The following is a 12,838-nucleotide window of genomic DNA, read 5'->3' as shown; positions in this document are numbered from 1 at the left end:
AGCGGCAAGATCGAGTCTGTGCAGGGAACACGGTCAGATCGGAAAGACGCAAAAAACGTCGTCCCTGACAGCTCGACCCACGCCGTCCATGGCGCGGGACGCTTTCCTCCTCTGCTTGTGTTCCCTGCACCTTGAGTCTATGGGGTGCTGCCAGATTCACCCTGTTCCAGGTTTGTCAGTACGCTAAACGGCCCTTTCGGGCCGTTTAGCGTACTGAGCAAAAAGCGGGCTCAGGCGCCGGAAGGTCGCTGCTGCCGCTATTACGCTACGGCCCTCTTTGCAGCCTTAGAAAGCAGAACAATTAATTGCCATGCTGATCATCCGCTGATGAAACGCTACAAAACTGCTCTTATTTCTAATTAAGTGAAGTAAGGGTTAGCCTGTTAATAATAAAAACACACGCCTTTTCTCATAGCGCTAAAACCTGCCGGACTATGCTAAACCGGTTGCCTGTATCGGCTTGCCGCAGCGCAGCTTTGCCAGCACCAATATGAAACATTAGTGCTGTCCGGCCCGATGTAGTTTGATCTTCTTCCTGACCAATGATAACAATTATCATTTATTGAGTTAGCCGGACGGTCCTGAATGAACACCTCTACCCCTTCTTCCTGCTGCATCGTCGGCGCAGGCCCGGCCGGGCTGATGCTGGGTTATCTGCTGGCGCGCAACGGCATTCCTGTGACGATACTGGAAAAACACGGGGATTTTTTACGGGATTTTCGTGGCGACACTATCCATCCCTCTACGCTGGAAATTATCTGGCGATTGGGTTTTCTGGATGAATTTCTGGCGCTGCCACACCAAAAAGCAGAGAGGCTTTACGGCGAAATCGATGGTCAGCCCGCGACGATGGCGGATTTCACTCGTCTGCCTACCCGCTGTAAATATATCGCTTTTATGCCGCAGTGGGATTTTCTGAACTTCCTGCACGCTAAAGCCTTACAGCTGCCCGGTTTTCAGCTAATCCAGAACGCAAAGGTTGACGCATTAATTGAAGAGCAGGGCCAGATCAAAGGCGTTAAGGCGACAGTGGAAGGCGAAGCGCGCGAATTCCGCAGCAATCTTGTTATTGGCTGCGATGGCCGCCGCTCCGTCATTCGAGAGCTCGCCGGTCTGGAAGTACAGCGTTTCGGCTCGCCACGCGATGTTCTGTGGATGAAAGTCGCTAAACAGGCCGACGATCCTGAATGGTCGCCAGGCCATCGTGGGCCTAAGAACCATTTTATAATGATCGATCGCGGCGACTACTGGCAGTGCGGCTATTCGATTACCCAGGGCAGCTTTACTGCTTTGCAGGAAACCGGACTTTCCGCTTTTCTGCAGCAGGTTGCCAGCGCTTCGCCTTTTTCCCTTGAGCGACTCCAGCTGGAAATTGCCGACTGGGATCGGGTTAAGCTGCTGGAGATCCGCATCGACCGTTTGCAGCAGTGGGCCAAACCTGGCCTGCTGTGTATTGGGGATGCCGCGCACGCCATGTCACCCATCGGCGGCGTGGGGGTCAACCTGGCGATCCAGGATGCCGTAGCGACCGCTAATCTTCTGTCAGGGCCTTTGAGAAAGGGTTCGCTGACGTTGAAAGATCTGGAGAAAGTCCAGCGGCGGCGCGCTTTCGCTACCTGGGCTACGCAGTCGCTGCAAATTATGATTAGCAAAGCGGGGAAAAAGCCTCGACGCAAGCCGCCCGGTCGTATGGAGCTTTGGCTGCGTCGTCGCCCTTTCCTGCCATTTTTATTCGGCAGGCTGATAGGGATGGGATTTTATCGTGAGCTGCCTGAAGAAGCGCAGAAATGAAAGCGGCCCCGCAGGGCCGCATTTAATCAGCTGGCCGGCGGTGTTTTGCCTTCCTCAATAAACTCTGGGTCCAGCTCTTCGCTGTTGCCTTCGTGATCGCGTCCGGAAAGCAGGTTCCAGCAGGCAATAAACATTGCGGCAATCAGCGGGCCAATGACAAAACCGTTGATGCCGTAGATTTCCATTCCGCCTAACGTAGAAATGAGGATCAGATAATCCGGCATCTTAGTGTCTTTGCCTACCAGCAACGGCCGCAGGAAGTTATCCACCAGGCCTACAATCACCACAAAGAAAGCGACCAGGAAAATGCCTTTCCAAATTAATCCGGTAGAGAAAAAGAAGATGGCGGCGGGCACCCAGACAATAGCCGAACCTACGGCCGGCACCAGCGACAGGAAAGCAATCAGCGCGCCCCACAGCAGGCTGGCATCAATGCCGGTCACGTAGAAGGCAAAGCCGCCAAGCGCGCCCTGCACCACCGCTACCACGACCGTGCCTTTTACCGTAGCGCGGGCCACCGCAGCGAACTTCGCCAGCAGATGGTGTTTTGCATAGCGTGAAAGCGGCAGCGATTTCAGAATAATGTTGACCAGCCAGGAGCCGTCTTTCAGCAGGAAGAACAGCAGGTAAAGCATGATACCGAAGCCTAACGCAAAGCTCAGGCTGCTTTTCCCGATCAGGAACACGCTGCCGGCCAGATACTGGCTGCCCCGCAACGCAACCTGAGAAAGCTTCTGCTGAATGCCGCCCACGGTATTCAGCTGATGATCGGCCAGGTAATTTTGCGCCCATTGCGGAAGATGGTGCACCGTATTCGTCATCATTGTCGGTAGCGGCGTGCTGTTAGCCTGAATTTTGCTGTAAACGATGTTGAACTCAACCGCCAGCGACGAGAGGATCAGCGCCAGCGGCGTAATAACGATCAGACAGATAATCGCCACGGTCACCAGGGAGGCGGCGCCGTTTCTTTCTCCCATCCACTGGCGGATTTTGTTTTTCATCGGATGGAAAATGACCGCCAGGATCGCTGCCCACAACACAGCGGAATAATAAGGTTGCAGCACCTCGAAAAAAGCGACGGTCACGATAAGCAGGATTAAGAGAAAAAATCCTTTGGTCAGGCCGGGAAATCTCATTTTATGCTCTCTGAAGCAAGAATTTGCTAACGCAGCATAGAGGGCTGTGCTGGTTTTGCAATACCAGCCCAAAGATGAGGCCGTACGCCCGGCCCTTTTATCCACGCTTTTTTCTGAATATGGCTTTAGTGCCGTAAAAAAACTCTCTTTGCAGCAGCGGCATAACAAGATGCGATGGCAATCAGGCGACCTGACACACATCCCTCTCCCTGACTTCCTTCTCCGTTGCTTTTCAGCGGGTAAAAGGCTACCTTCATGTTGTCTGACATAAGGGTTGGCCTCACTTTGATAATATCGGGTGGGGCCTTTCTCTTTCTGTCCTTTGCTATGCCCGGGACCGAAAGATCCAGAGCATCCGCCGCGCAGTTTACCCCTTTCCCTTTGTTATCCCACCGGCAAAGCGCAGAGTTGCGTGACAGCTCGGCAATTCCTGCAACGGCGTCAACGGATCGCATTCCCGATCGTGGGGTCGATCAAAAAATACCGTACTGACCGTTAAAACAGAGCCGCCACAAATATAATCCGCAAGTCCATTTATCAATATTTATGGCCCTAAGAAAAAGAGTAACGTACAAAAAGAAGGGTGCTCGTGGATCATGCCGCAACAGGCGGCGGGACTACGCCCGCCGCCGGGTCGCCTTACCTTCCGGATTCGTAAGCCAGGCTGGCGACAACCTCCGTTCCTCCCTGTCTGATATGCAGTTCACACAGCGAGCCGCGCGTTATCCATGTAAATATCAGTACCGTTACACAGAAGATGAGCAGGCTCAAAAAGAGTAACTTTGCTGCCTTCATTGGCTTCCTTCTCCGTTGCTTTTCAGCGGGTAAAAGGCTACCTTTATGTTGTTGGACATAAGGGTTGGCCTCACTTTGATAATATCGGGTGGGGCCTTTCTCTTTCTGTCCCTTGCCATGCCCGGGACCGAAAGATCCAGAGCACCCGCCGCGCAGTTTACCCCTTTTCCCTTGTTATCCCACCGGCAAAACGCAGAGTTGCGTGACGGCTCGGCAATTCCTGCAACGGCGTCCGGGGAGCCAACACTCAGCTGTGGGGTCAATCAAATAACAGCGATCCGAACGTTATAAAAAGGTCCGCTATAAAATGTAAAATTTTAGTTTTTAATAATATGCACTTGGTACGAAAAGAAGGATGAAAGTACCTGAAGGTTAAAAGCTTCAGCGATGATGGCGAAACGGCTGAGTTCAGCCTCCACCGAATCTACCGAATCTACCGATTCCGTTAACTCTAACGACCGCACCAAAGCCATCAATTCCAACGACTCCACCAAGTCCAGCGACCATACCAAATCTATCAAGTCCACCAAGTCCACCAAGTCCACCAAGTCCACCAAGTCCACCAAGTCCACCAAGTCCACCAAGTCCCACGACTACACCAATTCCAGCAACGCCACCCATTCCAACGACTACACCAGGTCCACCCACTCCCGTTTTATCCAATTAGCCGGGCATACATCACAATTTTATCTGCACCGCTTTCGGAAACAGGGCGCCGCCGCTACAGTGGAACTCATCCGACCACTTTGACGATCGCAACTATGAGCCGCTCACTTTTTTCGCCTTTGGATTTAGGGTTCACCCAGTTAAAAAACCGTGTGCTGATGGGATCGATGCATACCGGGCTGGAGGAGCATCCCGACGGCCCGCGCCGCCTGGCCGCTTTTTATGCGGAACGCGCGGCCGCAGGCGTGGCGCTGATTGTTACCGGCGGGATTTCTCCCTCGGCGGAAGGCGTGGTCACGGCTGGCGCTTCCGTCCTCAACCATCCTGACCAGCTTGCGCACCACCGCGTAGTCACCGAAGCCGTGCATCAGGCCGGCGGCAAGATTGCGCTGCAGATTTTACATGCTGGTCGTTACAGCTATCAGCCAGGCCTGGTTGCGCCGTCCGCATTACAGGCGCCCATCAATCCCTTTAAGCCAGCCGTGCTGAGTCATGAGAGCATCCTGACGCTTATCGCTGATTTTGCGCGCTGTGCCGCACTGGCGAAACAGGCAGGCTACGACGGCGTGGAAATCATGGGTTCAGAAGGCTACCTGATTAACCAATTTCTGGCTGCCAGAACCAATCAGCGCGACGACGAATGGGGCGGCGACGAGCAGCGGCGCATGCGGTTCGCGCTGGAAATCGTGCGGGCGGTTCGTCAGGCGGTCGGCGAGGCGTTTATCATTATCTATCGCCTGTCGATGCTCGACCTGGTGGAACAGGGCAACACGCTACCGCAGACGGTGCGGCTGGCACAAGCCGTAGAAAAAGCGGGCGCGTCGCTGATCAATACCGGCATCGGCTGGCACGAGGCGCGCATTCCCACTATTGCCACCTCCGTTCCGCGCGGCGCTTTCGGCTGGGTGACAAAGCAGCTGAAGCAGCATCTGACCGTGCCGCTGATTACCACTAACCGCATCAATCATCCGGACGTGGCGCAGGCTTTGCTGGATGAAGGCTACGCCGATATGGTGTCGATGGCGCGTCCTTTCCTGGCCGATGCGGCCTTTGTACGTAAGGCGCAGGAAGGCCGCAGCGATGAAATCAATACCTGCATCGGCTGCAACCAGGCGTGCCTGGATCAGATATTTGCAGGCAAGCTGACCTCCTGCCTCGTTAATCCGCGTGCCTGCCACGAAACCGAAATGGCGATCGCGCCCGCGGCAAAGCCGCAAAACCTGGCCGTAGTCGGTGCCGGGCCGGCCGGACTGGCTTTTGCGGTAAATGCTGCCGCACGAGGACATCGCGTCACGCTGTTCGATCGGGCAGCCGTTATCGGTGGTCAGTTTACGCTTGCCAGGCAAATTCCGGGCAAAGAGGAGTTCAGCGAGACGCTACGCTATTACACGCGCCAGCTGATGCTGAATAACGTTACGCTGCGGCTTAATCATGCCGTCACGGCAGAAGATCTGGCCGGATATGACCAGGTGGTGCTGGCAACCGGCGTATTGCCGCGCACGCCGGAAATCCCCGGTATCGACCATCCCAGCGTGCTGAGCTATCTGGCGGTGCTGCGCGATAAAAAACCGGTGGGCAAGCGCGTGGCGATTATCGGCGCGGGCGGTATTGGTTTTGATATTGCCGAGTATCTGACCCAGCACGGCGAGCCAACCAGTCAGAACATCACGGCTTTCTGTCAGGAATGGGGCATTGACCGCACGCTGCAACAGCCTGGCGGCCTGACGACACCGCAGCCTCCGCAGAGCGAGCGCCAAATCTGGCTGCTTCAGCGCAGGCCAGGCAAACCCGGCGCCAGCCTTGGCAAAACCACCGGCTGGATCCATCGCGCCAGCCTACAGATGCGTCAGGTCAAGATGTGGGGCGACGTGCAGTATCTGAAAATTGACGATGACGGCCTGCATATTCTGCATCAGGGCGAGCCGGTTCTGCTGGCGGTGGATAACGTGGTGATCTGCGCGGGCCAGCAGTCCGATCGTCGTCTGGCGGAAGCGCTGGGCGACCGTCCGGTGCACATTATCGGCGGCGCGGATCGCGCGTTAGAGCTGGATGCACGGCGCGCTATCGCCCAGGGCACGCGGCTGGCATTAACGATTTAGCCACACCAGCGCGGCGAAGCTTTTCCCGGCGGCGGCAACAAAAGTTATCCGCCGTTCACATCGCCAGGTTAAGCTGTCAGGACTCAGGACATCCGTTAAAAAGGTCGCCCGATGCCGCACGCTTACCATTCCACCCTGCTCTCTTCTCTTGCCTGGCTCGATCATGCTTTTCAGCCCGCTGGCGAGCCGCCGCCGCCGGAAAGCATCATGAATCGTCAGCGCCACACGGCTAATGTCCTGCTGAGCAGCGAAGCGCTGCCGGTGAAAAGCCACGAGGCCGACGGCCTGATTGCCACAGATTTGTACCCCGTTGCGGTCTATACCGCCGACTGCCTGCCGGTGCTGATCGCCGACGTGCGGCAGAAGCAGGTCGCCGCCGTTCATGCCGGGCTGAACGGCGCGCTAAAAGGCGTGCTCATTCAGGCTATCCATCGGCTTTGCGAGCGCGGTGCAACGCCGGACAGCCTGTATCTTGCCGTTGGCCCGTCGATTGGGCCGTGCTGTTATGAACTGGGCGAGGATCGCATCGCGGCTATGCGTCAGGAAAACCCGCACGACCTGCAGCCGTTGCTGGCGTACTCCACGCGGCAATATCGCAATCCGCAGGCGGTCAGAGCGCAGGCAATCGGCACCACGCAGGGCGTCTGGTTCGATCTGCCGCTGCTGGCGAAACGCATGGCGATGCGCGCAGGCGTGCCGGAAGCGCAAATCGAGCTGAGCGGCATCTGCACCTATTGTATGGCGGAAGAACAGGCGAGCTATCGCCGCAACGGCCATTTTCAGCATGGCTATCAGCAGCGATATGCCTGGATCAGGCGGCGTTAACGCAGTTTTACCGAACGCAGGATCACAAACTTTTGGTTAGAGGCGACGGTGGTGCAGTTGCCGAACAGCTTCTTCATTTTGCGATAGTAGTCGAGATGACGGTTGCCGACGATGCGCAGCTCGCCGCCGTATTGCAGACAGCGGCGCGCATCGCGGAACATCTGCCAGGCAATATGATCGGTCAGCGTGTTCTGCTGATGGAAAGGCGGATTGCAAAGCACCGCATGCAGGCGATCGGAAGGAAAACCGGCCAGCGAGTTATTGACCGCAAAGTGGCTGCGCGCCATGTCCTGCGGGCGGTTAACCTCCACGTTCATCCGGCTGCTGGCGACCGCCATCCAGGATTCATCAACGAAATGCACTTCCGCCGTGGGGTTCTGCTCCAGCGCCATCAGGCCGATTACGCCGTTGCCGCAGCCCAGATCGACAATTTCACCGTCGATATTATCCGGCAGATGCGCCATAAAGAAACGCGCGCCGACGTCCAGCCCGCTGCGGGCAAACACGTTGGCGTGGTTATGAATGTGGTAAGGCGTGCCGTCCAGCGGCCAGCTGTAGGTTTCCGCGCCTGCGGCCAGTTCCGGCAGCGCTGGCGTACAGTAGATCAGCCGCGCTTTTTTTACCGCCAGCGACGTGGTGGTTTTCCCCAGCACGCGCTCGAACAGCTGTAGCGTCGAGGTATGAATATCTTTTGCTTTACCCGCCGCGATAACCTGCGTTTCCGGCGTTACCACATGGCGCAGCGCGCGCAGCTGTTGCTCCAGCAGCGCAAGGGATTTAGGGATTTTTATCAGCACGCGGCCCGGGCTGGCGGGCAGCGCGGCCAGGCTGTCCAGGAAATGCACGTCGCCTTCGTCCATGCCGTTTTCCAGCAGGTTCTGCCGCGTCGCCTGCTGGCTGATCCACGAGTCGCTGATGCTAAAAAGTTCTTCGCCCACCAGCGCACAGGCCAGCGCGCCAAAGGTGTCGTTAAAGATCAGCGTCGTGCCGTTGGCAGGCTTGTCCGCAACCTGTTGCAGCAAATATTCATCGGCGGCGTCCCACGCCTGTAACGGGCTTTCTTCACGCATCTGGGGAAAACGGTGCAGCGTCAGCGTGCGGTGGCTCAGTTCGAATTGGCTCATGGGATCTCCGGCTGGATAAAAATTCCCGCGAGTTATCCCCTAAAATGCGCCGACAGTAAATGTTTTTCTTGTTCAGGCGAGAGTTGCGACCGCTGTCACCTTTTCTTCTTTTGTCGCCGCCGTGCCGCGCTGACTTTGTTATCGCCTGAAATTGCTGATTTTTTCCTGACGGATCCGCGCTGCCTGCGGCTGCCGTCAGCTGCGGGTTGCCTGATGCTGATGAATAATAGCGAGAATGTCCTCAATGGTTGCGTTTAACAGCCGACCTTCCCGATAGGCCTGTAGCTCGGCTTCACCGCCGTGGATCGCTTTTTCCGGTCTTTCCACAAAAGTGCCGATCGGCTCAAACTTCTCATCCAGCACCACGGTAAAAGGGATCCGCACCTTATCCAGCGCCAGCGCGGGCAGCAGCGTACGTTCCGCCCGGCTTTTGCTGATAATCGCCTGGGAGATGGTCGGCTGTAGCTCGCTGATAAACTGCATCGCGGTCACGTTGCGCTGGCAGTCCGGACACCACAATTCCGCTGCGGTCAGCAGATAATAAGCGCCGCGCACCTGTTTTACCTGCTCCTTCAGCTCGCTGGAAACATACTCTTCCGAGTTCAGCTTCGCGCGCGCCTCTTTGACGGCGGCAATTTCGCCAGCCAGGCCGGTTTTGGCAAAAGCCTCAAAGCCCGCGCCCGCGCTGAACAGCTCTCTGTAATCAATCATGATGACTCCGAATCATTCACTAAACCGACAGTATGCGAAAAGGTCTTAAGGCTTGCAACGTCACGCGCCGTCGACGCAAAGATCCCCCGGCGCGGCGTCCGCATGATAAAATCCGGCTTTCGACCATTATTTATGTGGGAGCGCCTGTGTCTTTACTCTATTTACAAGGTTATCCGGAGTCATTGCTGACTCAGGTGCAGCAGCTAATCGATCAGCAGCGGCTGGGCGAAGTACTGCAAAAACGCTATCCCGACACGCACGCCATCACCAGCGACAAAGCGTTATATGACTACGCGCTGACGCTGAAAAACCAGGCCCTGCGTAACGCGCCGCCGCTGAATAAAGTGATTTACGACAGCAAAATCAAGGTAATGAAACACGCGCTGGGGCTGCACACCGCCATCTCCCGCGTGCAGGGCGGCAAGCTGAAGGCGAAGGCGGAAATCCGCGTGGCGACCATTTTTAAACAGGCGCCGGAGGCATTTTTACGCATGATCGTGGTACACGAGCTGGCGCACATTAAAGAGAAAGATCATAACAAGGCGTTTTATCAGCTTTGCTGCCATATGGAGCCGCAGTATCACCAGCTGGAATTTGATACGCGCCTGTGGCTGACCGAACAGGCGCTGCGCGGCAGAGAAAGCTAGCGCCGCCGCGACGTGCCTCCGTGCTCGCCGCGACCTGCTGTCGCATTATAAAAAGTCCTTTGCTTTCTGGATCAGGCTGGTTTTGGTAAGCGCGCCCAGAAACTTGCGCTCGACAGGATTATTCAGCACCGGCAGACGCTCCAGCGTCACCCTGGCGAAGGCTTCCCAACCTTCCGTAATGGTTTGATTCTCAAAAATATAAGGGAAATTCTCGTCCGTTACGCAGCTTATCGGCGAGTTCAGCGTAATCTCCTTATCCAGCACCTTGCGCGAAATATCGTGGATCGACACCGCGCCCATAAACTGACCGGTTTCGTTAATCACATAGACGAAACGTTCGCGCTTCAGCGAGCTCACCGCCAGCGCCTTGCCGACGGGATCCTGCGGCTGTAGCGCCGCGCCGGAAACGATAAACTGCGAGATAATGCCGTTGTCAAAATCGAACTTGGCGTCCGAACGGCTGAAATGGCGCTGAATAACCGGATAGGTGCTGCTGGATTGCAGACGGTACACCACCATAAAAGCCAGCACGCAGGCGATCATGGTTGGAAACAGCAGGCTGCTGTTTAGCGTCATTTCCAGCACCATCAGCATCGCCATCAGCGGCGCCTGGCTGACCGAGGCCAGCACCGCGCCCATGCCCACAGCGGCGAAAATGACGACGTTATCCACCGGCAGCCCGGCCAGCGCGGCCAGGCTGGCAACCACCACGCCCAACAGCGCGCCGGTCAGCAGCGATGGCGTAAACAGCCCGCCGACAGCGTTGGAGCCAACCGAAATAGCCGTGGCCAGCATCTTTAACAGCAGCAGCGCAATCAGCCCTTTTAGCATAAAGCTGCCGGCCATGATCTCCACAATCACCTCATAGCCGTTGCCGAGCACCTTAGTGCTGCCGATAGCCAGCACGCCCACCATTACGCCGCCCAGCCCCAGCCGCAGCGGCAGGCTTTTAACGCGGCTAAAGCGCTTACGGCTCTGCGCGATCAGCCAAATCAGCGTCCAGCCGGCCAGGCCCGCCAGCAGGCCAATCAGCACCGTCAGCAGCATGTTTTCCGGCGTCAGCGCAAACTGCGCGTGGGCAAAAGGGTAGATGGCGGAACGATAGCCCAGCGCGGACATGGTCAGCACGGCCACGCCAGCCGAGATAATCAGCGGGATCAGCCGCTGTAAGGCGGAAATGCCGAACGCGATTTCCGCCACAAAGATAGCCGAGGCAAGCGGTGCATGATAAACGGAAGAGAGCCCGGCTGCCGCGGCCATCGCCACGACGTCCGTGTTCTTCAGCGGCAGATTTTTGAAGCAGAAGCGTCCCATCAGGCTGCCCACCAGCGCCGAAAGCTGCACCATCGGCCCTTCTTTACCAATGGACGCGCCGCTGCTGATGCTGGCGATGGAAGAGAGCGCGCGAAACAGCGAGGTTTTGGTCGGCACCGCGTCCAGCCTGGCGTTGATCACTTCCAGATAATCGGTGCGAACCGTCGCTTTCTGTTCAATAGCGGTGGCGTAGCGCAGAAAAAATCCGGCCAGTACCCCGCCGCCGCCGACAATTAGCGGCCACGTATACCAGGGCCAGACGCCGATGGCCTGGGTCACATCCTGACGGCTGCCGAACATCAGCAGATTGATGCCTTCTATCAGCAGGCGGAAGCCCAGCGTCACCAGCGAAGCCGCCAGCCCCACAGGAATAGCGACCAGCAGGCTGGTCCAGTTAAGTGCATGTTTACTGCCTGTGGACATGAATTTTTTGACCTCGCCGCCGTTAACCTGCTCTTATCGTGAGAGAGGCAGCGTTAAAAATCAAATAGTCAGCGCGCCCGCCGCGCTTTTTTGCCTGCTACGCTGGTAGATAAGGTTACGGCGCGCACGGCGCCCGGCTCAATGAATCAACCGTTCGGGAAAAATTATGATCCGCTTCGCTGTTATTGGAACCAACTGGATTACGCGTCAGTTTGTCGACGCCGCGCACGAAACCGGGAAAATGAAGCTTACCGCCATTTATTCACGCACGCTGGAGCAGGCTCAGGCCTTCAGCCGCGACTATCCCGTTGAGCATTTTTTTACCTCTCTCGATCGGCTGGCGCAGTCGGAGGCGGTAGACGCCGTTTATATCGCCAGCCCCAACGCGCTGCACTGTCAGCAGGCGCTGCTGTTTTTACAGCACAAGAAGCACGTGATTTGTGAGAAGCCGCTCGCCTCTAACCTTCGCGAAGCGGAAGCGATGATCGCCTGCGCGCGCGCTAATCAGGTGGTGCTGTTCGAAGCGTTTAAAACGGCCAGCCTGCCGAACTTTCACATTTTGCGCCAGGCGCTGCCGAAGGTCGGCAAGCTGCGCAAGGCGCTGTTTAGCTACTGCCAGTATTCATCACGCTATCAGCGCTATCTGGAGGGAGAGAACCCGAATACGTTTAATCCGGCCTGGTCAAACGGCTCGATAATGGATATCGGCTACTACTGCCTGGCAGCGGCGGTCAGCCTGTGGGGCGAGCCGGCGCGCGTGGTCGCCACGGCTTCGCTGCTGGAGAGCGGCGTCGACGCCCACGGTACGGTGGTTATGAGCTACGACGGTTTCGACGTGACGCTGCTGCACTCCAAAGTCAGCCAGTCCGATCTGCCCGGCGAAATCCAGGGCGAAGCGGGATCGTTGGTTATCGGGCAGCTGGCCGACTGCCAGCAGATCCATTTCATACCGCGCGGCGCGAAGCCGCAGGATCTTAGCCAGCCTCAGCACATCAACACGTTACTGTACGAAGCGGAAACCTTTGTCCGGCTGGTGGAAGAACACGCTGTAGACCATCCGGGCCTGACCGTGACGCGCATCACAGCGGCGCTGCTGACGGAGATCCGTCGCCAGACCGGCGTGGTTTTTCCTGCCGATGCGCTGGCCGTCGTGTAAATATTGCTAAATATTTCTGCGTAAGATTGACCAATGTGCTCGCGGCCACTATCTTCACTGCTGTAAAGGGGAGTAACTTCTTCGTCGGTCAATCGTCATTACGGTGCGTAAGCGCCCGGTTGCCGGGCAGTCAGCAAGCTGACTGTAAGTG

Annotated in this window: 11 protein-coding genes; 6 read left to right on the top strand and 5 right to left on the bottom strand. The window is 56.9% G+C overall.

All coding sequences use genetic code 11. The features are described from left to right. Positions 1 to 585 precede the first annotated feature (585 nt). Positions 586 to 1,791, top strand: a complete 1,206-nt coding sequence (locus ACMGEE_RS18685; RefSeq protein WP_301252957.1) for an FAD-dependent oxidoreductase — start codon at positions 586 to 588, stop codon at positions 1,789 to 1,791. Between the two features lie 26 nt (positions 1,792 to 1,817). Here the strand turns inward: ACMGEE_RS18685 and ACMGEE_RS18680 are convergent, their stop codons facing one another. After that, a complete protein-coding gene (locus tag ACMGEE_RS18680; RefSeq protein WP_253455732.1) occupies positions 1,818 to 2,927 on the bottom strand; it encodes an AI-2E family transporter in 1,110 nt (369 codons plus the stop codon). Between the two features lie 639 nt (positions 2,928 to 3,566). Next, on the bottom strand, positions 3,567 to 3,722 hold the full coding sequence (locus tag ACMGEE_RS18675; RefSeq protein ID WP_253455735.1) for a Hok/Gef family protein: 156 nt from the start codon (positions 3,720 to 3,722) through the stop codon (positions 3,567 to 3,569). A 387-nt stretch (positions 3,723 to 4,109) separates the two neighbouring features. Here ACMGEE_RS18675 and ACMGEE_RS18670 point away from each other — a divergent pair, with 387 nt between their 5' ends. From ACMGEE_RS18670 to ACMGEE_RS18660, 3 genes are all read left to right on the top strand, one after another. Further along, on the top strand, positions 4,110 to 4,472 hold the full coding sequence (locus tag ACMGEE_RS18670; RefSeq protein ID WP_436830462.1) for a hypothetical protein: 363 nt from the start codon (positions 4,110 to 4,112) through the stop codon (positions 4,470 to 4,472). 11 nt (positions 4,473 to 4,483) lie between these two features. Then, entirely contained in the window at positions 4,484 to 6,487 is a 2,004-nt protein-coding gene (locus tag ACMGEE_RS18665) for a 2,4-dienoyl-CoA reductase FMN-binding domain-containing protein (RefSeq protein ID WP_436830461.1), read from the top strand. Between the two features lie 111 nt (positions 6,488 to 6,598). Beyond that, complete coding sequence (locus tag ACMGEE_RS18660) at positions 6,599 to 7,312, top strand: purine nucleoside phosphorylase YfiH/LACC1 family protein (RefSeq protein ID WP_436830460.1); 714 nt, start codon at positions 6,599 to 6,601, stop codon at positions 7,310 to 7,312. Here ACMGEE_RS18660 and rlmG read toward each other — a convergent pair. Next, on the bottom strand, positions 7,309 to 8,436 hold the full coding sequence (rlmG, locus tag ACMGEE_RS18655; protein ID WP_301252951.1) for a 23S rRNA (guanine(1835)-N(2))-methyltransferase RlmG: 1,128 nt from the start codon (positions 8,434 to 8,436) through the stop codon (positions 7,309 to 7,311). The genes ACMGEE_RS18660 and rlmG overlap by 4 nt on opposite strands. Before the next feature lie 195 nt (positions 8,437 to 8,631). Further along, complete coding sequence (locus ACMGEE_RS18650) at positions 8,632 to 9,147, bottom strand: thioredoxin family protein (RefSeq protein ID WP_301252949.1); 516 nt, start codon at positions 9,145 to 9,147, stop codon at positions 8,632 to 8,634. Positions 9,148 to 9,293: 146 nt separating this feature from the next. Between ACMGEE_RS18650 and ACMGEE_RS18645 the strand changes: the two genes are divergently transcribed. Next, positions 9,294 to 9,794, top strand: coding sequence for a M48 metallopeptidase family protein (locus ACMGEE_RS18645; protein ID WP_253455745.1), 501 nt, complete (start codon positions 9,294 to 9,296; stop codon positions 9,792 to 9,794). A gap of 45 nt (positions 9,795 to 9,839) precedes the next feature. Here the strand turns inward: ACMGEE_RS18645 and ACMGEE_RS18640 are convergent, their stop codons facing one another. Further along, on the bottom strand, positions 9,840 to 11,531 hold the full coding sequence (locus tag ACMGEE_RS18640; RefSeq protein WP_301252947.1) for a chloride channel protein: 1,692 nt from the start codon (positions 11,529 to 11,531) through the stop codon (positions 9,840 to 9,842). Between the two features lie 166 nt (positions 11,532 to 11,697). On the opposite strand from ACMGEE_RS18640, the gene ACMGEE_RS18635 reads away from it, so the two are divergent. Further along, positions 11,698 to 12,687 (top strand): Gfo/Idh/MocA family protein, encoded by a 990-nt coding sequence (locus ACMGEE_RS18635; RefSeq protein ID WP_301252945.1) that lies wholly within the window; start codon positions 11,698 to 11,700, stop codon positions 12,685 to 12,687. Positions 12,688 to 12,838 lie beyond the last annotated feature (151 nt).

The organism is Erwinia artemisiae (assembly GCF_051400835.1).
Taxonomy (GTDB): Bacteria; Pseudomonadota; Gammaproteobacteria; order Enterobacterales; family Enterobacteriaceae; genus Erwinia; species Erwinia aeris.
This window is presented reverse-complemented; position numbering and strand designations above follow the sequence as displayed.

Bases quoted from the DNA above. Each gene is read 5' to 3' on its own strand.
- ACMGEE_RS18635 (WP_301252945.1), top strand. From the start codon at position 11,698: ATGATCCGCTTCGCTGTTATTGGAACCAACTGGATTACGCGTCAGTTT.
- ACMGEE_RS18640 (WP_301252947.1), bottom strand. From the start codon at position 11,531: ATGTCCACAGGCAGTAAACATGCACTTAACTGGACCAGCCTGCTGGTC.
- ACMGEE_RS18650 (WP_301252949.1), bottom strand. From the start codon at position 9,147: ATGATTGATTACAGAGAGCTGTTCAGCGCGGGCGCGGGCTTTGAGGCT.
- ACMGEE_RS18670 (WP_436830462.1), top strand. From the start codon at position 4,110: ATGATGGCGAAACGGCTGAGTTCAGCCTCCACCGAATCTACCGAATCT.
- ACMGEE_RS18685 (WP_301252957.1), top strand. From the start codon at position 586: ATGAACACCTCTACCCCTTCTTCCTGCTGCATCGTCGGCGCAGGCCCG.
- rlmG (WP_301252951.1), bottom strand. From the start codon at position 8,436: ATGAGCCAATTCGAACTGAGCCACCGCACGCTGACGCTGCACCGTTTT.
- ACMGEE_RS18665 (WP_436830461.1), top strand. From the start codon at position 4,484: ATGAGCCGCTCACTTTTTTCGCCTTTGGATTTAGGGTTCACCCAGTTA.
- ACMGEE_RS18680 (WP_253455732.1), bottom strand. From the start codon at position 2,927: ATGAGATTTCCCGGCCTGACCAAAGGATTTTTTCTCTTAATCCTGCTT.
- ACMGEE_RS18675 (WP_253455735.1), bottom strand. From the start codon at position 3,722: ATGAAGGCAGCAAAGTTACTCTTTTTGAGCCTGCTCATCTTCTGTGTA.
- ACMGEE_RS18660 (WP_436830460.1), top strand. From the start codon at position 6,599: ATGCCGCACGCTTACCATTCCACCCTGCTCTCTTCTCTTGCCTGGCTC.